This window comes from Buttiauxella massiliensis, from assembly GCF_902500225.1.
GTDB classification, from domain to species: domain Bacteria; phylum Pseudomonadota; class Gammaproteobacteria; order Enterobacterales; family Enterobacteriaceae; genus Buttiauxella; species Buttiauxella massiliensis.
This window is the reverse complement of record NZ_LR722651.1, coordinates 295,006-321,352: the sequence shown is the minus strand read 5'-3', so window position 1 is coordinate 321,352 and position 26,347 is coordinate 295,006. Positions and strand designations below refer to the sequence as shown.

Genomic DNA, 26,347 nt, shown 5'->3' with positions numbered 1-26,347 from the left:
ATGAAAACTCTGACGAGGACGCTACTGGCAGGATGGCTTTTCGTCTCGTTCTCCGGGCAGGCAGCCTGTGGCTGGCCTGCCTGGGAGCAGTTTAAAAAAGAGTACATCAGCGACCAGGGGCGGGTTATCGACCCCAGTGATGAACGCAAAATCACCACGTCTGAAGGGCAAAGTTACGCGTTGTTCTTCGCTTTGGCCGCCAATGATCAAAAGGCTTTTGCGCAGCTATTACAGTGGACGCAGAACAATCTGGCACAGGGTTCGCTAAAAAATAATTTGCCCGCCTGGTTGTGGGGGCGTAAAGGCCAAAACACCTGGGCGGTGCTGGATAGCAATTCGGCAAGCGATGCGGATATGTGGATTGTATGGAGCCTGCTGGAAGCCGGGCGGCTATGGAAGAACCCCGAATATATGCGGCTTGGGCAGCAGTTGTTAAGGCGCGTTGCCAAAGAGGAAGTGGCTAACATCCCCGGTCTGGGCTACATGTTATTACCCGGCAAAGTCGGGTTTAACCATGAACCTCGCTGGCGGTTGAATCCCAGCTATTTACCGCAGTTAGTATTAAGCCGCGTGGCGCGCTACAGCGGCCCGTGGGTATCGATGCGCGATACCAACCAGCGTCTTTTACTCGAGACTTCTCCCAAAGGGTTCGCCCCTGATTGGGTCGATTGGGTCGCGGAAAAAGGTTGGGAATTCAAAGGGAAAACGACGCTGACGGGCAGTTATGACGCGATTCGCGTTTATTTGTGGGCAGGCATGATGGCGGATAACGATCCCTACAAAGCGCAGTTGCTCGAACGCTGGAAACCGATGGCGGAGATAACCGAACAGTCTGGTCTGCCGCCGGAAAATGTCGCTATTGAAACGGGTGAAAGCCATGGTGACGGCCCGGTGGGCTTCTCTGCCGCGCTGCTCCCTTTTTTGCAGAGCGATAAAGCCCGGGAAATGCAGCGCCAGCGGATGAAACAAAATCCGTTACGTCAAGGCGAGTACTACAACACGGTGTTAACGCTTTTTGGCCAGGGATGGGATCAGCGACATTTTCGTTTTAATGCTCAGGGTGAGCTAATCCCAAGCTGGGGCAAGGCATGCGCAAATTCTCATTAAATATTATTAGTTTATCACTCGGCCTGGTGCTGATGCCCTGGGCAAATGCCGCCGTGACGCCACAACAGCAACTGCTGGAACAGGTGCGGTTAGGTGAAGCCAGCAAACGTGAGGATTTGGTTCGCCAGTCCTTGTATCGGCTCGAGCTAATGGACCCTAACAACCCGGACGTGATTGCGGCACGTATGCGTTATTTGCTGCGCCAGGGCGATAACGAAGGGGCGAAGAAGCAGTTCGATCGCCTGTCGCAGCTTGCGCCATCCTCTTCTGCTTACCAGCAGTCGCAAGTCACCATGATGCTGTCAACGCCGGAAGGGCGCCAACAGTTGCAACAAGCGCGCTTGCAGGCCACTACGGGGCATACAACAGAAGCGATTGCAGCTTATCAAAAACTCTTTAACGGTAATCCACCGGCAGGAACTCTGGCGGTGGAATACTGGACGCTGATGGCAAAAGATCCCGCCCGGCGCGCGCAGGCTATCGATCAACTCAAAACGCTTAATTCCACCAACCCTGGTAACGTTGAACTGCAAAGCAATCTTGCGCGCCTGATGTTTGCCAATGGGCGCAGTAGTGAAGGTTTTGACGTTCTGGAGCAGATGGCAAAATCCAATAATGGCCGTAAAGACGCGGCAAATATTTGGTATGACCAAATCAGAAACCTTCCTGTGAGCGACGCAAGTGTCGCTGCGTTACAGCGCTTCCTCGGCACCTTCAGTGAAGGTGAAACGGTTGATACCGCCCGCGCCGCACTTGCCGAACAGCAGAAGCAGCTCTCCGACCCGGCTTTTAAAGCCCGCTCGCAGGGGATGGCGGATGTCGGTTCCGGTAGTGGAGGGAAAGCCATACCGCAACTGCAAGAAGCGCTGGTCTCAAACCACAACGACAGCGAAGCCGTTGGGGCGTTAGGCCAGGCGTATTCCCAGCAGGGAAACCGCGCGCGTGCCGTCCAGCAGTTTGAAAAAGCCATCAGCATGGACCCGAACAGCGACAACCGCAGCAAATGGGATAGCCTGCTGAAAACCAACCGCTACTGGCTGCTGATTGAACAAGGTGATGCGCAGCTCAAAGCCAATAACCTGGCGGGCGCGCAGCAAAAATATCAGCAGGCGCGCGACGTTGATAATACCGACAGCTACGCCGTGCTTGGGTTGGGCGATGTTGCGGTTGCGCGTAAAGACGATGCGGCTGCCGAACGCTATTACCAGCAGGCATTACGGATGGACCGCGGCAACAGCAATGCGGTGCGAGGGCTGGCGAATGTTTACCGCCGCCAGTCTCCTGAACGGGCTACGGCGTTTATCCAGAGCCTGTCTGCCAGCCAGCGACGCAGCATTGACGATATCGAACGTAGCCTTGAAGGTGATCGCCTGGAGCAGGAAGCCACCGCTCTGGAAAGCCAGGGCCAGTGGGTGCGAGCCGCGCAAGTACAGCGTCAGCGCCTGAAACTTGACCCGGAAAGCGTATGGATTACTTATCGCCTGGGCAAAGATTTGGATGCCGCAGGCAAACACAGCGAAGCGGATGCGTTAATGAGCGGCCTTGCAAAACGCCGCCCGGCAGACCCGGAACAGGTTTATGCCAACGGATTGTATCTGTCCGGAAAGAATCAGGATGCGGCGGCACTGACTCATTTGAATACCCTGCCGCGCAGCCAGTGGAATGGCAATATCAACGAACTCGCCGACCGCCTGCAAAGCAATCGCATAATGGAAACGGCGAATCGCCTGCGTGACAGCGGCAAAGAAAGTGAAGCCATTATGCTGCTCAAACAGCAGCCGCAATCTGATCGTATTGATCTGACTCTCGCGGACTGGGCAACACAACGCGGTGATCACGCCACCGCCACCGCGCAATATCAACAGGTGCTGCAACGCGACCCAGCCAATAACGATGCCCGGCTTGGCCTTGCTGAAGTGTATGCGGCGCAGGGCAATAAAATTCAGGCGCGCGAGCAGTTAACTCAGATGCCGCCAGTCGCCAGCGAGCCGCCGTCGGTTAATACCGAACGCCGTATCGCCAACGTTCAGAGCGCTGTTGGCGATACCACGCAGGCCGAACAAACCTTTGCGCGCATTATTCCGCTGGCTAAAAGCCAGCCACCCTCGATGGAAAGTGCGCTGGTGATGCGCGATGGCGCACGTTTTCAGGCTGAAAACCATCAGCCGCAGCAGGCAATAGAAACCTACAAAGACGCGATGCTGGCATCCGGCGTGGCTGATACACGCCCGATGGACAACGACACCTTTACCCGCCTGACGCGCAACGATGCCAAAGATGACTGGCTCAAACGTGGGCTGCGCAGCGATGCCGCCGATCTCTACCGCCAGCAGGATGTGAATGTCACGCTCGACCATGATTACTGGGGTTCGAGCGGTACGCCGGGGTATTCCGATCTTCAGGCGCACACCACCATGCTGCAAGTGGATGCTCCACTCAGCGATGGGCGGATGTGGTTCCGCACCGATGTGGTGGGGATGGACGCCGGGACGTTCGAAAACAGCGGGGATGGTGGCTACAATGAACGCTGGGGAACCTGTAATAATCACACTTGTACCGGCAGCAACCATCAGCGTGCCAATGGCGCGAGCCTGGCCGTCGGCTGGAAAAACGACACATGGGAAACGGATATTGGGACCACACCGCTGGGTTTTGATGTCGTAGACGTAGTCGGTGGTGTGAGTTACAGCAATGACATCGGCCCGATGGGCTATACGCTGAACGCCCATCGTCGCCCGATTTCCAGTTCAATGCTTTCATTTGCCGGGCAGCGCGATCCCAACACCAACACCGTGTGGGGCGGTGTGCGCGCCACGGGAATTGGCGTCAGTACCAGCTATGATAAAGGGGAAGCGAACGGCGTCTGGGCCAGTTTGAGCGGTGATACCCTGACCGGCGAAAACGTTGCAGACAACTGGCGCGTGCGTTTCATGACCGGTTATTACTACAAGCTGATTAACGAAAACAATCGCCGCCTGACCGTTGGCCTGACCAACATGCTGTGGCATTACGACAAAGATCTGAGCGACTATTTCCTCGGCCAGGGCGGCTATTACAGCCCGCAGCAGTATGTCTCGTTCGCTATTCCGGTTATCTGGCGTCAGCGAACTGAAAACTGGTCGTGGGAGTTGGGTGCTTCGGGTTCGTGGTCCTATTCTAAATCTGACGCCGGGAAGCGCTACCCAATTTCAAGCCTGGTGCCAGACACCTTTAATACGGTCGCCGATGAATATGATTATCCGGATCGTAACGACCCGTCTGGCGGGAGCAGCAGCAACGGTTTTGGTTATACGGCGCGCGCGTTGATTGAAAGGCGCATTGATTCACACTGGTCGATTGGTGCCGGAATTGATATTCAACAAGCGAAAGATTACACGCCAAGCCACGCGCTGATTTTCGTGCGTTATTCGCTGGCAGGCTGGCAGGGCGATATGAATATGCCACCGCAACCTTTAGTGCCTTACGCCGATTTCTGATTAGTAAAAACGATTACAGATTTCTCTGATCCTCAAGCCTGGCGCCTAAAAGGAAGCACAATGCAGTATACTCGTCTGGGTTTAGCAGGGCACAGTCATTGTGGAGAGTCAGTTTGCGAGTCAGTCGTTCATTAACGATTAAACAAATGGCAATGGTATCAGCCGTTGCCATGTTGTTTATTTTCATTTTTATCGTGGTACAGCTTTTTCACTTTGTGCAGCAGAGCCGCTACGACACAGCAAGCCAAATGGAGAAAATTGCCCATTCGGTGCGTCTTCCGCTGTCTGCCGCTATCCTCAAGGCAGATATTCCTCAGGCCGAATACATCCTGAATCAAATTCAGCCATCCGGCATTATTAGCCGGGCGGATGTGGTACTACCGAACCAGTTCCAGGCATTACGGCAGAGCTTTGCGCCAGAGCGGCCTATTCCGATGTGGATCGCCCGTCTGTTCGAGCTTCCGGTGCAAATTTCATTACCGTTGTATTCACTGGAGCGCCCGGCAAATCCACAGCCGTTGGCCTATCTGGTGCTGCAAGCGGATTCCTGGCGGATGTACAAATTCATCATTAGTACGATTTCCACTTTGCTCACCACCTATTTACTGCTGGCGCTGGTTCTGTCGGTGGCGATTAGCTGGTCGATTAACCGTTTGATTGTCCATCCGATACGCAAAATTGCTCGTGAGCTTGATAACCTCAGTCCACAGAATGCGGCGGGCCATCAACTCAAGCTGCCCGCGCTGCATCATGATGATGAAATTGGCATGTTGGTGCGCAGCTATAACCGTAATCAGCAAATGATGATGCCACGCCATTTGACGCAGGAACATGATTTACTGAATGCGTTTGAGGATCAGCAGTTTGCCATTTGGTTGCAGCCGCAAGTCAATATGCGCACCCAGGAAGTGGTCAGTGCGGAAGTGTTTCTACGGATGCAGCAGCCCGATGGTAGCTGGGTTTTACCCGATGGATTGATTGAACGCATCGAAAATTGTGGCCTGATGTACATGATTGGTAACTGGGTGCTTGAAGAGTCTTGCCGCGTGCTGGCGGACTGGCAAAGCCGTGGGATAACCATGCCGCTGAGTGTGAATGTCTCGGCTCAGCAATTGCTGCACAAAAAGATGGGTTCATCGCTACTGGAAATGCTGGCGCGTTATCGCATTCAATCCGGCACGTTGATTCTGGAAGTTACCGAAAGCCACCGCATCGACGATCCTACAGAAGCCGTGAATATTTTGCGCCCGTTGCGTAAAGCCGGAGTGCGCATCGCATTGGATGACTTTGGGATGGGCTATGCCAGCCTGCGCCATTTGCACCATTTGAAAGCGTTGCCGGTAGATATCCTGAAACTCGACAAGAGCTTTATCGATGGCCTGCCGGAAGACAGTGCGATGGCTGGCGTGATTATCGGTATGGCGAAAACTCTTGGGCTGAAACTTGTAGCTGAAGGGATTGAGAACCAGGCTCAATGTGACTGGCTATTAAACGAAGGTGTGACTCTTGCTCAGGGTTATCTATTCTCCAGGGCCATGACTCTTAAAGAGTTTGATGCGCAGTATCTATCTACCCCTCAACAGTAAATGATTTGTTGTAATTGTTACTTGGCTGGCGCGAGTCAGCTCAATTATTTAACAATTATGTTTACAAATTAGCGCGATATCACTTTTGAGTGTTTTTGTGGGTGTTATTTTTGATGCCGCAAGCCGAAAGGTTTGCGGAATCTTCACCTCTCAAGGACACCCTATGAAACTCTCTCTTTTCAAAAGCCTCTACTTCCAGGTTCTGACGGCAATCGCTATCGGCATCTTGCTGGGACATTTCTACCCAGAGTTAGGCGCGCAGATGAAACCGCTCGGCGATGCGTTCGTTAAACTGATTAAAATGATTATCGCGCCGGTTATCTTCTGCACAGTTGTGACGGGCATTGCTGGCATGGAAAGCATGAAAGCTGTCGGCCGTACCGGTGCCGTGGCGCTGCTTTACTTCGAAGTGGTCAGTACCATCGCCCTGATTATCGGCCTGATCGTAGTAAACGTGATGCAGCCAGGTGCTGGCATGAACGTTGACCCGGCAACTCTTGATGCTAAAGCGGTAGCAATCTATGCCGAACAGGCGCAACAACAGGGTATCGTGGCGTTCTTGCTGGATGTTATTCCAGGTAGCGTTATCGGTGCTTTTGCCAGTGGCAATATCTTGCAAGTGCTGCTGTTTGCAGTGTTGTTTGGTTTTGCACTGCATCGTCTGGGCCACAAAGGCCAACTGATTTTCAACGTCATTGAAAGTTTCTCGCAGGTCATCTTCGGCATCATCAATATGATCATGCGTCTTGCGCCAATCGGTGCTTTCGGGGCCATGGCGTTTACTATCGGTAAATATGGCGTGGGCTCGTTGGTACAGCTCGGCCAGCTGATTATCTGCTTCTACATCACCTGTATTCTGTTTGTTGTGTTGGTCCTGGGGTCTATTGCCCGCATGACAGGCTTCAGCATCTTCAAATTTATCCGTTACATCAAAGAAGAGCTGCTGATTGTGCTGGGCACATCTTCATCTGAATCTGCGCTGCCAAGAATGCTCGATAAAATGGAAAAACTCGGCTGCCGCAAATCGGTTGTGGGGCTTGTGATTCCAACCGGTTACTCGTTTAACCTTGATGGTACCTCCATTTATCTGACGATGGCGGCGGTGTTTATCGCGCAGGCAACCAACAGTCATATGGATATCTTCCATCAAATCACGCTGCTGGTGGTGTTGCTGCTCTCCTCCAAAGGAGCGGCGGGTGTGACCGGAAGCGGCTTCATTGTGTTGGCTGCGACCATCTCCGCTGTGGGCCACCTGCCGGTAGCCGGACTTGCGCTGATTTTGGGTATTGACCGCTTTATGTCGGAAGCCCGTGCGCTGACAAACCTGGTCGGTAACGGTGTTGCGACGGTCGTAGTGGCGAAGTGGGTGAAGCAACTGGATGAGAAACAGTTGAAAGAAACTCTTGATAATCCACATTCCGCAAAAAAAGTGAGCGAAGTCTCGTCTTAACCCTCTCAATTGCCCACAGCGACTTGCCCTCGCTGTGGGCTGCTGCGCATAATTGACCCCTGAGCCATTTTCTTTGGCGTTTTTTTCAATTTTAAAGTGACGTTTCCGCGAAGATGCGGTCAAACGGAGTGGTGAAATGCCACTTGTGGTGGCTTTATTGCGTAATGCTATGTCGCCATTACACTTTTTAATCAGGATTGTTTTCCAGGGGTTCACATGCAGGGCACCAAAATTCGACTCTTAGCTGGCGGATTGCTGTTGGTCGCCGCCGCCAGTAATGTGCAGGCAGAAGCACTTCAGCCCGACCCAGCCTGGCAACAAGGGACGCTGGCCAACGGTTTTCAATGGCAAGTCCTGGCCACACCTCAGCGTCCTAGCGATCGTATTGAAATTCGTCTGTTGGTTAATACTGGTTCATTGACTGAAACCACCCAACAGAGCGGCTATAGCCACTTTTTACCTCGTCTGGCGCTGACACAAAGCGGCAGCTTGCAGCCGTTACAGGCTCGCTCTTTATGGCAGCAAAGTGTGGACCCAACGCGTCCGCTGCCCCCGGTTATCGTCTCTTATGACTTCACGCTGTTTAATCTCAGCCTGCCAAATAACCGCAATGATTTACTTAAAGAAGCCTTAACCTATCTTTCAGACAGTAGCGGCAAAATGGCCATTACCCCAGAAACGGTGAATGTCGCGCTGCAAGCTCAGGATATGGTCGCCACCTGGCCGATGAACACCAAAGACAACTGGTGGCGCTATCGCCTACAAGGTTCCACGCTGTTGGGCCATGACCCGGCAGAAGATCTCAAGCAGCCGGTTGATAACGAACAACTGAAGGCGTTTTACCAGAAATGGTATACCCCGGATGCAATGACGCTGATTGTGGTGGGTAATGTCGATAGCCGTAGCGTAGCCGATCAAATCAACAAAACTTTTGGCACCCTGACCGGCAAGCGCGAATCACCAGCACCGGTTGCAACGCTTTCTCCGCTTAAACGCACTCCGGTAAGTTTGATGACCGATAGTGTGCGTCAGGACAGGCTCTCACTGATGTGGGATAACGCCTGGCAGCCTATTCGTGAGTCTTCTGCGCTATTGCATTACTGGCGTGCAGATCTCGCCCGTGAGGCGCTTTTCTGGCATGTGCAGCAGAATCTGAGCAAGCAGAACCAGACAGACCTCAACCTGAGCTTCGATTGCCGCGTGCTGTACCAGCGTGCGCAATGTGGCATTAACCTTGATTCACCTAACGATAAACTGAATGCTAATTTGGCGACCGTGGGAAAAGAGTTGCTTAAGGTGCGTGATAAAGGGCTTTCGCAGGAAGAATTTGATGTGTTAATTGCACAGAAAAAAGCTGAGCTTGCCAAGTTGTTTGCCACTTATGCGCGTACTGACACCGACGTGTTGATAAGCCAGCGTATGCGTTCACTGCAAAACCAGGTGGTTGATATCGCACCGGAACAGTATCAGAAGCTGCGTCAGAATTTCCTGAACAGTTTGACGCTGAACATGCTGAACCAGGATTTGCGCCAGCAGTTGTCTCAGGATATGGCTCTGGTGTTGTTGCAACCGCAGGGTGAACCTGAGTTCAATATGAAGGATTTGCAAGCGACGTGGGATAAAGTGATGGTTCCTTCGAAGGCACTTCCGATAACGGATGAACCTAAGCAGGATACGACTTCAGATATTCCTCCGGCTCAGTGACCGTAAAATAAAAAGGCGCCTTTCGGCGCCTTTTTGACACCCTTATTACTTTGGCATCGCTTCTTTAGGAATGATCGCGCCGCGATACTGAATCACGGTGCTCGCGGTCAAATGCCCGCGTTTTGCTGCTTCTTCTGCATTGCCACCGGTCAAACGCACCGCCAGATAGCCCGCGCTGAAAGAGTCACCAGCAGCCGTAGTATCGATAACTTTTTCTTTCGGTAATTTCACCGCTGGCACTTCTAATGTTGACTCACCCTGAATCGCTACCAGGCAAGAATCAGCGCCACGCTTGATAACCACTTCACGCACACCAGCTGCCTGAGTACGGTGAATCACTTCTTCAACAGGCTTCTCGCCCCACAACAAATCTTCGTCATCCAGCGTCAGGAACGCGATGTCGGTGCAGGTCAGCATTTGCTGATAGACCTGTTGCGTCTCTTCACGGCTTGCCCACAGGCGCGGACGGTAGTTGTTATCGAAGATAACCTTGCAACCGTTCGCACGGCACTGAGTCAGCAGAGCCATCAGCTTTTCACGGCTAGCCGCGTTGAGGATAGCCAGACTGATACCGCTCAGATACAGGTAGTCGAACTGTGCCAGTTCTGCGCAAATAGCCTGAGCTTGATCGCTCTCCAGCCAGAAACGGGCTGCGGCTTCGTTGCGCCAGTAATAGAACGTGCGCTCACCGGTAGAGTCGGTTTCGATGTAATACAGACCCGGCAGACGGTGCTCCAGGCGCTGTGTCAGTTCGGTGTGAACATTTTCTTGCTGCCATGCGTCGAGCATTTGCTGGCTGAAGTTATCTTCACCCAGAGCTGTAACGTAATGGACTTCAAGATCGGCTGCGTCAACCTGACGTGCGATATAAACGGAAGTGTTTAGGGTATCGCCACCAAAGCCGCGGCTAACTTCCGCACCTTTTTGCGACAGTTCAATCATACATTCACCGATAACGGCGATTTTGCGCGTTGGCATAGCAGTAAACCTGAATTAATGAAATTGGCACTAGTTTGCTGGTCGGCTAAAAACGAGTCAAACAATTTAAAACGATGTTTCGGAAAACTTTGAGCTAAGGCAGTTTATTGCCGATGTTAGATAACTCGCATTGATTGAGGTTGTACTGAAAGCGAACATAAAGTTCTCATGCGCCACGCCGATAACTTCTCGATGAGCCATCTGAGTTATCAAGGTAAACAGGACGTACATGATGAAGTTTAAGCAGATCACTCACCGGCTTAATACGCTTGAGGCGAGTGTCGAAAGTTTGCAGGAACGGCGGTTCTGGCTGCAATGCCAGCGGCAGTACACCTTCCAGCCGATTTATAAAATCGACGGCAGCTTAATGGCAATAGAGTTGCTGACGGTGGTGACTCACCCGGATGAGCCGGAAATTCGCATTCCACCGGATCGTTACTTCACGTCCATATCCAGCCGCTCACGCCTGATGGTTATCGAAGAGCAACTTAGCCTGCTGGCTGAGTGGGAATCCATCTTCCTTGGCTATAAAATTTTAGCCTCGGTAAATGTTGATGGCCCGACATTGATGGCGATGAAACAGCACCAGCCGATTCTTACGCTTATCAATAAAATGCCGTGGGTGCGTTTTGAGCTGGTTGAGCACATCACCCAACCACAGGCTGTGACGCTTGCTGGGATGCAGGAATTTGGCCCGTTGTGGCTTGATGATTTCGGTACAGGTGTTGCGAATTTCTCCGCATTGAGTGAGATGCACTATGACTACATCAAAGTCGCGCGTGAGTTGTTTATCATGCTGCGCACCACCGATGAAGGTCGCAATTTATTCACCATGCTGCTGCAATTGATGAACCGCTACTGCAAGGGTGTCATCGTTGAAGGTGTTGAAACTGAAGATGAATGGCGTGATGTCCAACGCTCTCCCGCCTATGCCGCGCAAGGTTATTTCCTCTCACGCCCAATTCCGTTTGAACAGTTGGAGAATGTGCTGATTCGCCTCTCCTGATGCCGTTTTGGCCCCGCTCAACTATCTTTAGTTAAAGCGAGCCACATCAGGAAAGGGGGCAAGGCATGACTAAAACTGGAAAAATTGTAAGCGGTGTCGTCGGGGTTTTATTGTTGTTGGTTGTGGTGGCAATCATTGTGATTGCGACGTTTGACTGGAATCGGCTCAAACCGACCATCAACCAAAAAGTCTCGACAGAACTTAACCGCCCGTTCGCTATTCGTGGCGATCTCGGCGTGGTTTGGGAGCGAAACAAAGAAGAAACCGGCTGGCGTAGTTGGGTGCCGTGGCCGCATGTTCATGCCGAAGATATTATTCTTGGTAACCCGCCTGATATTCCTGAAATCACGATGGTGCATCTACCGCGTGTTGACGCCACCCTGGCACCGCTCGCGCTGCTGACCAAAACCGTCTATATCCCGTGGATCAAGCTTGTACAGCCTGATGCGCGGATTATTCGACTGTCAGAAAAAAACAACAACTGGACGTTTAAACTTGCCAGCGATGGGACAAAAGATCCCAACCAGTCGCCGTCTGCCTGGTCATTCAGAATGGACAATATTCTGTTTGATAAAGGCCGCATCGCCGTTAACGACAAGGTCACCAAAGCGGATATTGAAATCCTCGTCGACCCGCTCGGCAAGCCGCTGCCGTTTAGCGAAGTCGAAGGGAAAAAACCCAAAGGGAAAGACGCCGCGAAAGCCGGGGATTATGTCTTTGGCCTGAAAATGAAAGGCCGTTATAACGGTGCGCCGTTGGAAGGCAGTGGCAAAATCGGCGGCATGTTAGCGCTGCGTAGCGAAGGCGACACCGCCTTCCCGGTGCAGGCGGATGTGCGTTCCGGTAATTCCCGCGTGGCGTTTATCGGCACGGTTAACGACCCGATGAAAATGGGCGGCGTCGATCTGCAGCTTAAATTCTCCGGCGATTCGCTGGGTAATCTCTACGATTTAACCGGCGTGTTGCTACCAGATACGCCACCGTTTGAAACGGATGGGCACCTGCTGGCAAAAATCGACACTGAAAAAGGCTCGGTATTCCGCTACCAAAACTTTAACGGGCGCATTGGCGACAGCGACATTCGCGGCTCGCTTACCTACTCGCAAGGCCAACCGCGCCCTAAACTCGAAGGCGATCTGGAATCTAAACAGCTGCGTCTTGCGGATCTCGGCCCATTAATTGGCGTGGACTCCGGCAAAGGTGCGCAGCAAAGCAAAAAGTCAGAGCAGGCGAAAGGCGAGAAAACGAATCAGCCCGCCGACAAAGTTTTGCCGTATGACCGTTTTGAAACCGACAAGTGGGATGTGATGGATGCCGATGTGCGCTTTAAAGGCGGCCGTATCGAACACAGTGGCACGCTGCCACTGAGTAACTTATCCACGCACGTGATTTTGAAGAACGCTGACCTGCGGCTCCAGCCGCTGAAATTCGGCATGGCGAACGGCACCATCAGTGCCAATATTCACCTTGAAGGCGACAAAAAGCCGATGCGCGGCACGGCGGATATTCAGGCGCGGCGTTTGCAGCTCAAACAGTTGATGCCAAAAGTGGAGTCGATGCAGAAAACGCTCGGTGAGTTAAACGGCGATGCGGAATTACGGGGCCGTGGCAACTCTATTGCTGAGTTGCTGGGCAGCAGTGACGGCAACCTGAAACTGCTGATGAACGACGGGTTAATCAGCCGTAACCTGATGGAAATCGTCGGCTTAAACGTCGGGAACTATATTGTTGGGCAAATCTTTGGTGATGACGAGGTGCGGATTAACTGTGCGGCGGCAAACCTTGATTTACGTGGTGGAGTCGCGACGCCGAGAATATTCGCCTTTGATACTGAAAATGCGTTGATTAACGTTACAGGGAATACCAACTTTGCCAGCGAACGGCTCGATTTAACCATCGATCCTGAAAGCAAAGGGATTCGTATCATCACGCTGCGTTCGCCGCTCTATGTGCGCGGCACCTTTAAGAACCCGGATGCAGGCGTGAAAGCCGGGCCGCTAATTGCGCGTGGCGCGGTAGCGGCAGCTCTGGCGACGTTGGTGACACCAGCCGCGGCTCTGTTGGCGCTGATCTCGCCGTCCGAGGGCGGTGACAATCAGTGCAGCCGTATTTTGGGGCAGATGAAGAAGTGAGGCCCTCACCCTGGCCCTCTCCCCCGGGAGAGGGGATCGCCCGGTTTTCTCCCTCTCCCAGGGCTGTCTCTTAGTCACATCTCTGTGAGTCGGGAGACAGTTCCGTTCACCCGATGTTCAGTGTTTCATATAGCCACTGAACCGGTGAACGACTTAGGGTGGCCACCGTCGCCACCCTAAGAACCCGGACTCCCGGCAAATCAATCGCCGCAAGCGGTAAACACCGTTTTTCACCCAACATTCGCGGTCGTTCGCGACTCGTTCCCGACGATCGCTCACTCACGTGGCTCCCGGCCACGTGACCCCGACTGAAGGGTAAAAAACGGCGCGATTGAAGCCGGAACCCAAGGTCAACGTCAAAACCCAAAGACCACACCGAGCCGGTTTTGACCTTGTTCCCGGTATAAATTGCCCCAGCGTTACCCATAAGTCAGGGTTGAGCTGCCGGGAGCAGCGAAAGAGAGCGATCGCCGGGAGCGAGTCGCGAACGACCCTGAACGTTGGGGATAAGCTGGGGTTTACCGCGCAGCGGCAATTTAATGACCGGGCGCCAGGATTATCAAGGAGAGGGCGTTCTCTCCTTGATACGTTCACCGTTAACAATGGTTGCAGAAGTCGCCAGACGTTCGGGTGAACGGAAAAACCTCTCATCTTACAGATCTCGCCCTGATAGATTGCCAGAGCGAGATGGTTATAAGAGAAAGCCTTTAGTGGGGAGGGTGAAAAACCTAAAGCGACAAATGACGCGTCTCTTTCGACACCAACAGCGCAATCAGCGTAATCGCGGACATCGCTGCAAGATACAAGCCGACATAGAACAGACCGTAATTTGCCTGCAACCAGGTGGCGATATACGGCGCCACAGACGCACCCAGAATTGACGCCACATTATACGAGAACGATGCCCCGGTATAACGCACTTCGGTCGGGAACAACTCTGGCAGCAGTGCGCCCATAGGCCCGAAAGTTAATCCCATCAGGCTCAGACCAATCAGCAGGAACGCCATCACAAGCGTTGGGTTACCGGAACCTAACAGCGGCTGGAACACAGCTAAAGCAAAGACAATCATCAGGCTGGTGATCACAATCATGCACTTACGGCGGCCAAATTTATCAGCCAGATAGCCCGCAATCGGCACCATCACACCAAAACCAATAACCGCCATCATCAGCATCCACAAAACATCGTTACGTGAGAAGCCAAGACCAACAGGCACTGCCGCAGTGCTGAAGGTCATTGAATAGACCGTCATGATGTAAAACAGTGTGTAAGTCGCCAGCATAATAAAGGTGCCGATAACGGTCGCTTTCAAATGCTTTGTCAGAAGTGTGCCAAGCGGTATTTTCACCTGCTTGCCCGCTTTGGCAATTTTGGCAAACACTGGCGTTTCATGCAGAGAAACACGCACATACAGGCCGATTATCACCAGCACAGCAGAAAGAATAAACGGCACGCGCCAGCCCCAGGACATGAACTGCTCGTCGGTTAAGAGCCATGAGAGCAGCAGGAAGGTGCCGTTGGCAAAGAAGAAGCCAATTGGTGCACCTAACTGTGGGAAAGAGCCGTACAGTGCACGTTTACGTGGTGGTGCGTTCTCGGTTGCGAGCAATGCCGCGCCGCCCCATTCGCCACCCAGACCCAGGCCCTGCCCAAAACGCGCCAGTGCTAACAACATTGGTGCCAGCACGCCGATAGTTTCGTAGCTCGGCAGCAGGCCGATCAACACAGTTGAAACACCCATTGTCAGAAGTGATGCCACCAGTGTCACTTTGCGGCCTACGCGGTCGCCAAAGTGGCCAAATAGCGCGGAACCAATTGGTCGTGCAACAAAGGCAATAGCGAACGTTGCCAGCGACTGTAGCGTGGCAGCGGTTGGGTCGCCTTGCGGGAAGAAGATATGCGGGAAAACAATGACCGCAGCAGTAGCGTAAATATAGAAATCAAAGAATTCGATGGCGGTGCCGACAAGCGAGGCAACGACAACTTTTCCGCGTGAGTTGACGGGTGTGGCGTCAGTTTCGGTATTGATTGAATCAGCGATGGTGGCTTGCATAGATTTTTCTTATTTATAGCGAACGAAAGCCATATTACGCATAGCAAAAGGCGCATTTCAACGCGAGGTTGCCTCCCTCGCTGTGCGATTAACGCGCAATAAGAGGATAATTTTTAGTCCAGAAAATAAATATCCACGTCGTGCTTCTCATATTTAAAAAATCAGCGAATAAAACTGCTTTTAGGTTAAATAAAAGTTACAGGCTGGATTTATGTGCTGAAACGTTATCTTGTACCAGCCTGTTATCAATCAACTTTGAGTTTTACCCGGCATTCTCGGGTCATCCTTGTATTGTGCGGTGGCAATCCACGCGGCACAAAACAGCGTCAGGCGGGCGAAAAAATAGAAGAAGGCCATCAGACCTAAAACAGAGCCAAACGCTGCGCCGGAGGGGGATTTTATCAGCGCTGGCAGGCTGTAGGTCATGATGATTTTGATAACCTCAAAACCAATTGCCGCAATCAATGTGCCACGGATCAGAGCTTTTTTGCGTGGGCGGTGGCGTGGAAGACGCCAGAAAATCCAGAAGAACAGCAGGTAGTTAGCAAAAATAGAGATCGCTAACCCGACTAAATGCCAAACCGGTTTTAACCATTCGATACCGTCGAGATGCAAAAGAGTTATCAGGAATGCCTGGGCTGAACCGGCAACCGACGTGATAGAAAGTGTCACAATCAACGCCACCAACAAACCAATTAGCGACACTAAATCACGCAGATACTTTACCCAGAACTTCTCCTGATCTTGTGGATTCCTTTCCCACTTATCGCGCGACTGAGCACGCACCGCTTCACGCAAATTCCCCATCCAGTTGATACCGGAATAGAGTGCAATCAGCAGCCCGACCAGGCCAACGGTTGTACGCTGTTGCACCGCAGTATTGATGGTGCTTTTCAGCGTGGCAGCAAGCGTTGGCTCACTAACGTTGATGAGGATTTTTTCGAAAATCTCTTCCAGCAGTGTGGGATGCGAGGCGAGGATATAACCAGCGGCGGCAAACGCCACCATCAAAATCGGGATCAGTGACAGGAACGAAAAATAGGTGATAGCTGCGCCAAACTGATTGCCCATGCGGTCATTAAACCGTTCGGTGGCACGTAACAGATGCGCGACCATCGGGCGTTTCGCGGCTTTATTGACACTGGCAATCGTATGATTAACCGTCTCGTTTTTTGTCTTGATATTGACCAACGGCTCCGATTCATCGGGCTTCTCGGGAGCAGCAGGTTCGGGTTTGGGTTGCGTCTGAAATTTGGCGATAGGCTCATAATCGAGCGATTCAGTTGGGCGTTTCTCGCTGTTATCCGATGTAGTCATCAGGTTATTTTTTCCTTTAGATAAAACAAGCTCTTCACGAAATTATAGCCTGGTGCTAGTCCACATACCCTTTAACCAGTCCCGTCAGCCACTCCATAAACAAATGAACGCGGCGTGAAAGGTTACGGCGATGTGGATACAGCAGGGAAACCGGCATCGGTTCGGCTCGATATTGCGGCAGGATCTCCACCAGTTTTTTACTCTTGAGTAACTCTTTTACGCCGATACGAGGTACCTGGATGATACCAAGCCCGGCAAGGCATGCCGCCTGATACGTTTCGGTGCTATTCACCGTTATCACACCACCCGTTTTTACCCAGCGCGTGTTTTTATCTTCCAGGAATTCAAACCCTTGCGGTCGGTTGCCGAGATTGAGTGCGTAATGCACCACGGCGTGAGAGGCGAGATCGTCAAGGTTCTCCGGATAACCGAAGCGCGCCAGATAATCGGGGCTGGCACAGTTAATTAAAGTCAGTTTCCCAAGCGGTCTCGCCACCAGTCCCGAATCTTTAAGGTGCCCAACACGAATAACGCAATCGAACCCTTCGCGCACTACATCGACCATGCGATCGCTGCTACTTAATTCCAGCTCGATACCTGGATATTGCTGCAAGAATGCGGGCAGTTTGGGAATAACTAAATTTCTAGCCACGCCGACCGGCATATCCACGCGCAAACGCCCGCTAACACTTTTGGGGTCGTGTAAAAAAAGCCCATCTAATTCGTCCAGGTTAGCGAGTAAATCGCGGCAGCGTTCGTAATAGACCATTCCATCTTGGGTGAGTTGTACCCGACGCGTGGTGCGATGCAATAGCCTTGTTCCTAGCACCCCTTCTAGCGCCTGAATCTGACGCGATACGCTACCTTTAGGTAGGCCCAGAGAATCGGCTGCGCGAGTAAAACTCTCCAGTTCAGCCACTCTAATGAATAGCTGCATTGCTTGTATTTTATCCACTATTTTTCCTTATTGTTGTTGTGGGTGAAACAGTGATGCTTAATTGGCAGTCTTTATTGATTTTGTAGCATCTAATAAGCTCTATCTCAATCACCTGACAGTTATCAACGAGGCAAATCATGAGTCAAACAATCGCATTAGTGACCGGCGGCAGCCGTGGATTAGGTAAAAACGCAGCATTGAAGCTTGCCGCGCGTGGCGTGAATATTATTCTGACCTACAACAGCAAGCAGCAAGAGGCGCTAAATGTTGTTCGCGAAATTGAGCTAATTGGCGTAAAAGTTGTGGCAATTCAATTGAATGTCGCCGAAAGTGCAGGGTTCTCAGCCTTTGCAAAAGAAGTGAAACAGCAGCTACATGATGTATGGCAGCGCGATTCATTTGATTATTTACTGAACAATGCTGGAACAGGCCTTGATGCGCTGTTCGAAAAAACAACAGAAGAGCAGTTTGATGATTTAATGAACATCCATCTTAAAGGACCATTCTTCCTGACTCAGCACTTGCTGCCATTGATTAAAAACGGTGGGCGTATCCTGAATGTCTCGACTGGCCTGACGCGCTTTGCACTGCCAGGGAAAGCTGCTTATGCCGCAATGAAAGGGGCGATGGAAGTGCTAACAAAGTACCAGGCCAAAGAGTTGGGTGCGCGTGGGATCTCGGTGAACATTATCGCACCGGGTGCAATTGCGACTGATTTCGGTGGTGGTGCAGTGCGTGACAACGAACAGGTGGCGAATGCCATTGCTGCGCAAACGGCATTAGGGCGTGTCGGGCAGCCGGATGATATTGGTGATGCAATTGCTGTGCTGCTCAGTGATGAAAGCCGCTGGATGAATGCGCAGCGCATTGAAGTTTCTGGTGGAATGTTCTTATAAGAAAGGGCATTTGCGGGGGTGATATTCATCTCACTCTCGCCTGTTGGATATTAATCAAAAATACTGAATGATATGAGCGAATCATTCCACTATCACCATTTGTGATACGGCATTATTCTTATCAAATCGAAAGCGAGTAAGCTTTCTCACTTAAAAAATCTCAAGGATATACATTATGAAAAGCATCAAATATTTTGCCGTAGTTATGACTCTGGCTGCTTCATTCTCAAGTTTTGCTGCAACCACTCAATCTGTTGAAAGCCAGAAAATCGGTACAGTTTCAGTGAGCGGTGCTGCGAATATCGATAGCCTACAGGCACAACTGCAAGCAAAAGCTGAGCAGGCTGGTGCGAAATCAATCCGCATCATTTCTGCTGGTGGCGATAACAAAGTGTTTGGTGTTGCCGAGATGTATAACTAAGAATTCACGCTGTATGGGCCGCCGTTGTGCGGCCCGTGTTTTATCTGAACTCGCTGCGTAACAAACCAAATATCCAGTCATCCTGCCAGGTTCCAGCAAGAAAATAGTTTTCTCGCAGTATCCCTTCCGGCTGAAAACCGGCTTTTTCTAGCGTTTTTTTCGAACCGATATTCCCTACCGTGACTGTTGCTGTCAGTTTGCGGATCGCGCACTTCTCAAAGGCAAATTTGCACACGGCATGAAGCGATTCATAACCGTAGCCTTGCGCGTGAAAAATGGGATCGAGAATAAACCCCACTTCTGCCATTTCATCATCGCCACGCACAAACCCAGTAAAGCCAATAGGCGTGCCGTTATGTCTGTCGCGCATGACAAGGCAAAGCCAGTGTCGACTATGCGTTTCCCAGCGTACAAGGCGTGAATTAAAAATCTGGCGAACCTCAGCTTCTCGTCGTTCATCGGAAACATAGCGCATCACGTCTGGATCTTGCTGTAAGCGCAAAAAGAACGGCCATTCTTGCTCGGTAATTTGGGTTAAATTTAGTCGTGGCGTGGAGAGTGAAAGCATATTGATCGCTCTTATGTGTGGGTACACATAAACATTACATATCAAAATTAACGGCGCCATATTTATGCGCCGTTATTAAGGGTTACTTCCAGTGCGATAAATCATCACATGTCAGCCCAATATCTCGTAATTGTTCCTTGTTCAATCCTTGCAACGTGCGTGCTGTCTGGCGGTTTAACCATCTCTGGCGCAAATAACGGTAAATCATCACAAAGCCATAAAACGGTTTGTGCGGACGGTTCTCTTCAAAGCCCATGGTGTTGCTCCTCATCGTGTTGACGAGGTCTATCATGCGCCGTCATACAGATTGCAGGCAGGCTCAAAAATAACTTTTATTTAACATACAGACACGCTAAAACAAGATCTGAATGGTGGTTTTTCCATAAATCTGTACTGCTTTTTCTGTCTGTATGGTGAATTAAGAGGATACAGCATGACGCGTTACCAACATCTTGCCACTTTGCTGGCAGAACGCATTGAACAAGGCTTGTATCGCAGTGGTGAACGTCTGCCTTCAGTGCGCAACCTGAGTAGCGAACACGGCGTCAGTATCAGCACCGTACAGCAGGCCTATCATATTCTTGAAGACCGCCAGCTCATCTCCCCGCAGCCGCGCTCTGGCTACTTTGTGGCGCCGCAAAAATCTCAGCCACCCGTTCCGCCTCTCACTCGCCCGGCACAGCGCCCGGTAGAGATTACCCAATGGGATGCGGTGCTGGAACAATTAACCGGAAGGGAAGATGCCGGAAGTATAGCTTTTGGCAGCGGTTTTCCCGATGTCACCCAGGCAACGATTAAACCGCTATGGCGTGAAATGAGTCGCATTGTGCAGCATCAGGAACCCGAAATTTTGGGTTATGACTGCATTAACGGTAAGCAGGTGCTGCGTGAACAAATCGCACGTTTGATGCTCGACAGCGGCTGTGTCGTCACACCAGACGATATTGTGGTGACCACCGGTTGCCATGAAGCATTGTCGATTGCGATTCGTGCCGTGTGCGAAGCAGGAGACATTGTGGCGGTTGAATCGCCATGCTTCCACGGCACCATGCAAATGCTGCGCGCATTTGGTATTAAAGTGGTTGAAATACCAACGGATTCCGAAACGGGCATCAGTGTGGAAGCGCTGGAACTGGCGCTCGAACAGTGGCCGATTAAAGCGGTCATTCTGGTTCCAACCTGCAATAACCCACTCGGTTTTATCATGCCAGATGTGCGTAAAAAAGCGGTGCTGAACCTCGCGCAACGCTTTGATATCGCCATTATTGAAGACGATGTTTACGGCGAACTGGCGTATGAATACCCGCGCCCGATGACGATTAAATCGCTGGATGTGGATGGACGGGTGCTGTTGTGCAGCTCATTTTCAAAAACGCTGGCACCGGGGCTGCGCGTGGGCTGGATTGTGCCGGGGCGCTATTTTGACCGCGCCATGCATATGAAATATATCGTGACTGGCAGTTCTACGACCTTTACTCAAATGGCGGTCGCGGAATTTGTGCGTAACGGTCATTACCATCGCCACCTACGGCGTATGCGCCAGCACTATCAGCGCAACCTGGATGTATTCACCTGCTGGGTGCGCCACTATTTCCCATGTGGCATCTGTGTTTCTCGGCCACAGGGCGGTTTCCTGATGTGGATTGAGCTGCCGGAACATATTGATATCGTGCCTATCAGCGAAACGCTGCGTCAGCACAATATCCGTATTGCGGTGGGGTCGTTGTTGTCGGCTTCCGGGAAATATCGCAACTGTATGCGGCTGAATTATGCATTGCCGTTCAATGCCGAGACTGAAACCGCGCTGCGTAATATGGGCGAGATCATCGGGCATGTTTTTGAAAATGGTTAATTCTCCTACTCTTTTAAAGCCATAGACTGTTACCCATCTGAGATAAAATTGCGCCTCATGGCGGTGTGTATCCATGCCAGGTGTACATGCGTTTTTAATTGAAAGGAAAATCATGACCAGCGCTGCACAGTTGCTGATGCGGGAAAAGTTCGAGACTTGCCTGAGTGTGATTCGCCAGGCGTCATTGCAAATCCTGCCACTTCTCACCATCAAAGCCAGTGAAGGCAAAGATCCGCAATGGTTTTTTCAACAGCTTGAGCAAGCCCGTCTGGCGCTGGGAAGTTGGATGGCGGTGGCAAAACGATTAAATCTTAATGATGCTGAGATTTCACATTTCACGCTGTTGCTACGTCATCTACAGCAACTGGTGCCGCAATATGAAAGCGGCCAGGAAGTTAGCCATAACCAGCTAATCGCGGCATTACGCTTTGTGAGTTATCTCGAACTGGTGCGTGCAAAGCAGCCTTTGCTTGGCTATTCCACCGAAATCGAAAATAATGATAATACTCAGAAATATAAAGCGACACGCCAGATGCGTGCGCTGGAACTGATGCTTAAAGGTCTGGTTGATCAAAGCTATGCCAGCCAATCACAGTTAGTGCATAAGCTGAAAACGCAGTTTGGTGCTGATTGTGTCCGTCGTTGGTTGAAAAATGGCGAACGTGGCGATGTGCTAAGTGGGATGCGCTTTAGCGAGTTGGCCTTGATGGTGGTCGATAAAAAAGAGTACGCGAACCATTACGCCGGGCTATTCCAGCACTCTTCGAAACTAAGCTTACTGATAGATCAGCGCAAAACACTGCAAACGTTTCTCAACGATGTGCGTGAAATTCGCAATGATCTGGTTCAACAGCAGCCCCTCACTTCCGTACAACTCACCTTGCTCGATAGTTACTATCAGGAAAGTAGCGACGCCATTCAGCGCGCATTCGATGAGGGGCGAACGAAGGTGAATCCGGCGATGCTTCTGGCTGCCGATGATTCACAATTACAGGCCTGGCTCATGCAGGCACAGAAAAAATACCAGGCAACCGGACGCGATACCGAAGAGGTGCGCGATGCTATCGAACGGCCTGAGTTGCGTAATACCAAAAGAAAGCAGGACTCCGGCGAAACGTTTTTGATGCTGATGTGGTGCATGGCGGGAGTGGCAGTGATCAGCGCTGCCATTTTTGGTATGTACTTTTTAAGTGATGTCACCAATAAACCTGCCGTTGCGAAAAATACGCCAGTCAAAATCACAATGATCGATTCTCTCCCGGAAACCGAAAGCGCGCGTGAAAAGCTGGCAGATATCGGAATCACATGGGATGAAGGCAACTTACGCTCGGCAATCGAACGCGGCGATACCACTGTCGTACGGCTGTTTATGCAAGGGGGGATGAACTGGAAAGTCTATTTCACCGAATCGGCATTGGCGGGAGATTACCGCGATGCGCTCAATACTTTGCTGCAGTACCGATCGCAGATGGATGAAGACCGGCCATGCCGGCGCATGATCAGAACCATGAGTCAGGCGATGCACGACGGGCAAAGCCTGACTTCACTACGGAAACAGTTTTTGAAAACCTTTTGCAGCTCGCCGGATGCTATCAAGCGGCAAAAAGAGGAGTTGGAAAGAGCGCTGCTTCGCAAGGCTGCCTGGCAGACGCGTCAGGATGGAGCCAAAGCTCAGGGCACACAGACTGAAGTAGTGAACCCGGAAGAGGCACGAATTCAGCAGGCAATATACAATGCGATGCGCAGCTAAATTTTTCTGAGAAAGGGGGGCTTAGGCTGCGTTTACTCACTCTCTGGCCTCGCCCCTCGGGGTCAGCGTATGTGCTGTTCAAAATGCCAAAGCCTTTTATCCTGCAACTCGAATTATTTATGGTATGTATAAGTGAATAAATGTACGGGAAAACATATTCGGTATTAGAAGTAAGATTTTCATACTAAAAAGAGTAAGTTTCTCAAATACAGTAGATATATTTTTGTTATAGGCTGTGAGCCTGAAAATATTATAATTACACTCATTTTCTATTAGCGGTTTCACTAATTACCTCTACCGGTATATCCTATGAATAAATACATAACATTCCTTCTGGCTAACATTTTCTGTGGAACACAAGTCCATGCTGCTGCGATTACTTGTGAACGAGGAAAAGCCCCAACCGCGATAGCACTGCCGTACCATGAGCCAAAAGACAAGACGATTGTTGGTGGGAAAATATATACCAAGCTTTATACCTATGAATCGATGAATGCAGGGAGTGTTACACTCTATTGTGATAAAGGGCCATGGAGTGTTGTTTATTATGCGATACCTGTTAATGGCAAAGAGCCGATTAGACATTCAGATGATGGTATTGATTATTTAATTTTTCCCACATCATTGAGTGGGATTGGTATGTCATTTAATGACACCTTGTGGAGCCGAGTTCCAAACCCAACTCCTTCACTCAATGCCATTTCACCTGATGTTCGCCGGACTTATCAGAGGGCGACAAGTACGAATGAATGGTCAACACCGATGGTCACAATTTGGCGAATTCCTGGCCCGTTAGGGGAAGCCAACAGCAGTGGGGTTCTGGCATTTACGGGGCCAAGTTATGTACTGGCAATTATGGTTTATCCACCTGACACCATAAGCCCGGATTCTAAGGCAGGTACTGGCCCAGCACCGCTTCCTCGCAGTTGGACGGCAAACTATATTTCATTCACTGGCGGGCTAAATCTTTATCCAGCTACCTGTACTTTCGCCAATGTAAGCGTGTACTTAGGTAACTATAATCATGGAGCGATCCCTGATCCGGTTTCTTCGTGGGTAGATGCAAGCTTCACATTGAGATGCCCGCCAGCATGGGGAAGCGGGATCATAGCCCAAGTGGGCGATAATCAGCTTGGTGGTATAAGAACGACCGCGATCAAAAACAGTGGGCTAAATATTGAGGTTGTTCCCAGAACTGAAATTAAAGACAGTAGCAAAGGGGTTATTGCATTTGATGGAACGGGGGCAAAGGGTTATGGCGTACAACTGGCTTGGGGAGATGCGTCAACTCAGCCGCCAGGTGAGGGTATACCTGCTAAGCCGGTAGTATTTAATACCACTCTGGCTGCTGAAACAATTTCGAACTATGAATCCCGAAGTTATAATTTAGGCGAGAATGTGACTCAACATATAAAAATGGCTGCGCGTTTTTTTCGCCTTAATAATGAAGACGTCGAGCTTGGACCTGCAAGTGCAGTTGTAGAGATAATTGCCAACTATGATTAATAAGCCTGATACATCAAAGAGGTCAGGCTTTTTTATATCTGATCCAAGTAAAAACCATCTGCAATGCAGATGGTTTTTACTTGGATCAGATATGGTGCAGGTCAGATTACCACCAGGCTTCCCACATCGCACCCATGTTGAACGAATCAAGTTGCGTATTATCCTGCCCTGCGACACGCGTGGTGTGGTTGTTCTCCACCTGACCGCCGGTGACGTAGAAGCGCAGCATCGGGCGGAACTCCGGCCCCATCGCGATAGAAATGTTCTGCGACAGCGTCAGTTTCCAGCCTTTGTTATCACCATCATTCTCATAATCTACGCGCTGATAACCCGCTTCAAGCCACGTTGAATGGATGTCGTTCCAGAAGTACATCGGGCGAACGATGGCACCGTAGTTGCGGCGGTTATCGAGCGTTTGCTCGTCATTATCGTAATCGTGGAAGGCCAACAGATATTCCACCTGCGCTTGCTGAGTGAACTTATAGTTCCCTTCGAAGCTGGTATACACGGTGTGCAGGCCATTGGTTTTGTTATAAACACTGTTATCCGAGTGGTCAGAATAACGGGCAATAATTTTGTTCAGGCTATTTTCACCGGTGTGGCTTAACACCACCGCGGCTTGCCAGGCTTTGGAACGTTCGTCGCTATCAATGGCTTTGGAGTCAAAACCATAGTTGGCGTACAGCTCGAAATCAATCGGGCCGAATTTGATGCCATGCAGTTTTGACGTTGCCGCGTAGTTGCCTTTGTCGCCAGTGCCGGAGCCGCCCGTACAAGAGATACGCGACGGGTTGCCGCCATCTTCAATCATTTCAGGATTACACTGCTCCACCGAAGCAACCGCTGCCATGTCCAGTTGTGCAAAGCCGAGATCGAGGCTTTTCACCCCCGCGCCTTGTCCGTCATGGTTCATCCAGAAGTAGTCGTTGATGCCTTGTTGTGGACGCTGGTGGAAGTCACGACCCGCCCAGAAATAGGCATTTGGCTGTGCTTCAAAAAGATTTGTGACGCCCGCGTAGGCTTTTTTCAGGTTAACTTCATCACCCCAGTGGTCAATCATCACGCCGATGTCCCAAATGGCCCCGTTATCGGCTTTTATGATTTTGGTGAGCTGGAATTCGCCGCCATTGCCTTCGTTACCTAAACGACCGATCGCGGAGGAGCCGTTATAGGAACCATCAACGCCAATATATTTTTGATCGCCTGCCTGGAAATGCGCACCGTAACGCGCATAGCCGGTGAATTTAAGCCCCAATGGAACAGCCTTATCTGGCGTAGTGGGAACTTGCGGCGTAACTAGGGTATCGGTTCTTTTGAGTCGTGCCGCTTCAATTTTCGCATCACGGTCGGCCAGTGCTTTGTCGACTGCTTTCGCCACTATTTGATCGATCTGTTCCTGAGACATTGGTTCTTGTGCGAGTACAGAAATTGGGCAAAGCGCGGCGATGACCGCCATTGTTAATGGAAGCTGTTTAATTAATTTCATTATAATCTCAATTTAGTAATTTATTTTTCAGACAATAAATATCCTGCTCTGGATTAATAGAGGCGACTCTATGGCCAAAGCAGATTTATATTTTTATACTTTCATCGGATTGGACTTAATT

At 50.9% G+C, this 26,347-nt stretch carries 19 protein-coding genes; 12 read left to right on the top strand and 7 right to left on the bottom strand.

From position 1 onward, the window contains the following. From bcsZ to GC128_RS08010, 5 genes are all read left to right on the top strand, one after another. The gene (bcsZ, locus tag GC128_RS08030; RefSeq protein ID WP_151993863.1) at positions 1 to 1,107 is read left to right on the top strand and encodes a cellulose synthase complex periplasmic endoglucanase BcsZ; all 1,107 of its coding nucleotides are present in this window, start codon (positions 1 to 3) and stop codon (positions 1,105 to 1,107) included. Then, the gene (gene bcsC / locus GC128_RS08025) at positions 1,089 to 4,583 is read left to right on the top strand and encodes a cellulose synthase complex outer membrane protein BcsC (RefSeq protein WP_151993862.1); all 3,495 of its coding nucleotides are present in this window, start codon (positions 1,089 to 1,091) and stop codon (positions 4,581 to 4,583) included. The genes bcsZ and bcsC overlap by 19 nt, the downstream gene beginning before the upstream one ends. A gap of 146 nt (positions 4,584 to 4,729) precedes the next feature. After that, a complete protein-coding gene (locus GC128_RS08020) occupies positions 4,730 to 6,169 on the top strand; it encodes an EAL domain-containing protein (protein WP_151993861.1) in 1,440 nt (479 codons plus the stop codon). 163 nt (positions 6,170 to 6,332) lie between these two features. After that, a complete protein-coding gene (locus GC128_RS08015) occupies positions 6,333 to 7,619 on the top strand; it encodes a dicarboxylate/amino acid:cation symporter (RefSeq protein WP_151993860.1) in 1,287 nt (428 codons plus the stop codon). Between the two features lie 216 nt (positions 7,620 to 7,835). After that, the gene (locus GC128_RS08010; protein WP_151993859.1) at positions 7,836 to 9,323 is read left to right on the top strand and encodes a M16 family metallopeptidase; all 1,488 of its coding nucleotides are present in this window, start codon (positions 7,836 to 7,838) and stop codon (positions 9,321 to 9,323) included. A 45-nt stretch (positions 9,324 to 9,368) separates the two neighbouring features. On the opposite strand, the gene kdgK is transcribed toward GC128_RS08010, so the two are convergent. Continuing rightward, positions 9,369 to 10,301, bottom strand: coding sequence for a 2-dehydro-3-deoxygluconokinase (gene kdgK / locus GC128_RS08005; protein WP_151993858.1), 933 nt, complete (start codon positions 10,299 to 10,301; stop codon positions 9,369 to 9,371). Positions 10,302 to 10,533: 232 nt separating this feature from the next. Between kdgK and pdeH the strand changes: the two genes are divergently transcribed. After that, positions 10,534 to 11,307, top strand: a complete 774-nt coding sequence (gene pdeH / locus GC128_RS08000) for a cyclic-guanylate-specific phosphodiesterase (RefSeq protein WP_151993939.1) — start codon at positions 10,534 to 10,536, stop codon at positions 11,305 to 11,307. A 65-nt stretch (positions 11,308 to 11,372) separates the two neighbouring features. Continuing rightward, positions 11,373 to 13,439 (top strand): AsmA family protein, encoded by a 2,067-nt coding sequence (locus GC128_RS07995; RefSeq protein WP_151993857.1) that lies wholly within the window; start codon positions 11,373 to 11,375, stop codon positions 13,437 to 13,439. A gap of 728 nt (positions 13,440 to 14,167) precedes the next feature. On the opposite strand, the gene GC128_RS07990 is transcribed toward GC128_RS07995, so the two are convergent. The 3 genes from GC128_RS07990 to GC128_RS07980 form a co-directional block, all read right to left on the bottom strand. Beyond that, a complete protein-coding gene (locus tag GC128_RS07990) occupies positions 14,168 to 15,493 on the bottom strand; it encodes an MFS transporter (RefSeq protein WP_151993856.1) in 1,326 nt (441 codons plus the stop codon). Between the two features lie 249 nt (positions 15,494 to 15,742). Further along, entirely contained in the window at positions 15,743 to 16,810 is a 1,068-nt protein-coding gene (yhjD, locus tag GC128_RS07985) for an inner membrane protein YhjD (RefSeq protein ID WP_151993855.1), read from the bottom strand. A 55-nt stretch (positions 16,811 to 16,865) separates the two neighbouring features. Then, entirely contained in the window at positions 16,866 to 17,765 is a 900-nt protein-coding gene (locus GC128_RS07980; protein WP_151993854.1) for a LysR family transcriptional regulator, read from the bottom strand. A gap of 119 nt (positions 17,766 to 17,884) precedes the next feature. Here GC128_RS07980 and GC128_RS07975 point away from each other — a divergent pair, with 119 nt between their 5' ends. Both GC128_RS07975 and GC128_RS07970 read left to right on the top strand, forming a co-directional pair. Further along, entirely contained in the window at positions 17,885 to 18,643 is a 759-nt protein-coding gene (locus tag GC128_RS07975) for an SDR family NAD(P)-dependent oxidoreductase (protein WP_151993853.1), read from the top strand. Between the two features lie 175 nt (positions 18,644 to 18,818). Next, a complete protein-coding gene (locus GC128_RS07970) occupies positions 18,819 to 19,064 on the top strand; it encodes a YdgH/BhsA/McbA family protein (protein WP_064514721.1) in 246 nt (81 codons plus the stop codon). Positions 19,065 to 19,104: 40 nt separating this feature from the next. On the opposite strand, the gene GC128_RS07965 is transcribed toward GC128_RS07970, so the two are convergent. Further along, a complete protein-coding gene (locus GC128_RS07965) occupies positions 19,105 to 19,632 on the bottom strand; it encodes a GNAT family N-acetyltransferase (RefSeq protein ID WP_151993852.1) in 528 nt (175 codons plus the stop codon). An 82-nt stretch (positions 19,633 to 19,714) separates the two neighbouring features. Next, complete coding sequence (locus GC128_RS07960; RefSeq protein ID WP_151993851.1) at positions 19,715 to 19,888, bottom strand: DUF1127 domain-containing protein; 174 nt, start codon at positions 19,886 to 19,888, stop codon at positions 19,715 to 19,717. 177 nt (positions 19,889 to 20,065) lie between these two features. Here GC128_RS07960 and GC128_RS07955 point away from each other — a divergent pair, with 177 nt between their 5' ends. The 3 genes from GC128_RS07955 (at position 20,066) to GC128_RS07945 (ending at position 24,740) form a co-directional block, all read left to right on the top strand. Continuing rightward, positions 20,066 to 21,484, top strand: a complete 1,419-nt coding sequence (locus GC128_RS07955) for an aminotransferase-like domain-containing protein (protein WP_151993850.1) — start codon at positions 20,066 to 20,068, stop codon at positions 21,482 to 21,484. Positions 21,485 to 21,596: 112 nt separating this feature from the next. Then, complete coding sequence (locus GC128_RS07950; RefSeq protein WP_151993849.1) at positions 21,597 to 23,234, top strand: STY4199 family HEPN domain-containing protein; 1,638 nt, start codon at positions 21,597 to 21,599, stop codon at positions 23,232 to 23,234. 309 nt (positions 23,235 to 23,543) lie between these two features. Then, on the top strand, positions 23,544 to 24,740 hold the full coding sequence (locus GC128_RS07945; protein WP_151993848.1) for a hypothetical protein: 1,197 nt from the start codon (positions 23,544 to 23,546) through the stop codon (positions 24,738 to 24,740). Positions 24,741 to 24,846: 106 nt separating this feature from the next. On the opposite strand, the gene GC128_RS07940 is transcribed toward GC128_RS07945, so the two are convergent. Further along, positions 24,847 to 26,226: a carbohydrate porin gene (locus tag GC128_RS07940; protein ID WP_151993847.1), complete on the bottom strand. Its 1,380-nt coding sequence runs from the start codon at positions 26,224 to 26,226 to the stop codon at positions 24,847 to 24,849. Positions 26,227 to 26,347: the final 121 nt, after the last annotated feature.

Excerpts from the sequence above, each read along its gene's own strand:
- bcsZ (WP_151993863.1), top strand. The coding sequence starts at position 1 with ATGAAAACTCTGACGAGGACGCTACTGGCAGGATGGCTTTTCGTCTCG.
- bcsC (WP_151993862.1), top strand. The coding sequence starts at position 1,089 with ATGCGCAAATTCTCATTAAATATTATTAGTTTATCACTCGGCCTGGTG.
- GC128_RS08020 (WP_151993861.1), top strand. The coding sequence starts at position 4,730 with ATGGCAATGGTATCAGCCGTTGCCATGTTGTTTATTTTCATTTTTATC.
- GC128_RS08015 (WP_151993860.1), top strand. The coding sequence starts at position 6,333 with ATGAAACTCTCTCTTTTCAAAAGCCTCTACTTCCAGGTTCTGACGGCA.
- GC128_RS08010 (WP_151993859.1), top strand. The coding sequence starts at position 7,836 with ATGCAGGGCACCAAAATTCGACTCTTAGCTGGCGGATTGCTGTTGGTC.
- kdgK (WP_151993858.1), bottom strand. The coding sequence starts at position 10,301 with ATGCCAACGCGCAAAATCGCCGTTATCGGTGAATGTATGATTGAACTG.
- pdeH (WP_151993939.1), top strand. The coding sequence starts at position 10,534 with ATGAAGTTTAAGCAGATCACTCACCGGCTTAATACGCTTGAGGCGAGT.
- GC128_RS07995 (WP_151993857.1), top strand. The coding sequence starts at position 11,373 with ATGACTAAAACTGGAAAAATTGTAAGCGGTGTCGTCGGGGTTTTATTG.
- GC128_RS07990 (WP_151993856.1), bottom strand. The coding sequence starts at position 15,493 with ATGCAAGCCACCATCGCTGATTCAATCAATACCGAAACTGACGCCACA.
- yhjD (WP_151993855.1), bottom strand. The coding sequence starts at position 16,810 with ATGACTACATCGGATAACAGCGAGAAACGCCCAACTGAATCGCTCGAT.
- GC128_RS07975 (WP_151993853.1), top strand. The coding sequence starts at position 17,885 with ATGAGTCAAACAATCGCATTAGTGACCGGCGGCAGCCGTGGATTAGGT.
- GC128_RS07970 (WP_064514721.1), top strand. The coding sequence starts at position 18,819 with ATGAAAAGCATCAAATATTTTGCCGTAGTTATGACTCTGGCTGCTTCA.
- GC128_RS07965 (WP_151993852.1), bottom strand. The coding sequence starts at position 19,632 with ATGCTTTCACTCTCCACGCCACGACTAAATTTAACCCAAATTACCGAG.
- GC128_RS07960 (WP_151993851.1), bottom strand. The coding sequence starts at position 19,888 with ATGGGCTTTGAAGAGAACCGTCCGCACAAACCGTTTTATGGCTTTGTG.
- GC128_RS07955 (WP_151993850.1), top strand. The coding sequence starts at position 20,066 with ATGACGCGTTACCAACATCTTGCCACTTTGCTGGCAGAACGCATTGAA.
- GC128_RS07950 (WP_151993849.1), top strand. The coding sequence starts at position 21,597 with ATGACCAGCGCTGCACAGTTGCTGATGCGGGAAAAGTTCGAGACTTGC.
- GC128_RS07945 (WP_151993848.1), top strand. The coding sequence starts at position 23,544 with ATGAATAAATACATAACATTCCTTCTGGCTAACATTTTCTGTGGAACA.
- GC128_RS07940 (WP_151993847.1), bottom strand. The coding sequence starts at position 26,226 with ATGAAATTAATTAAACAGCTTCCATTAACAATGGCGGTCATCGCCGCG.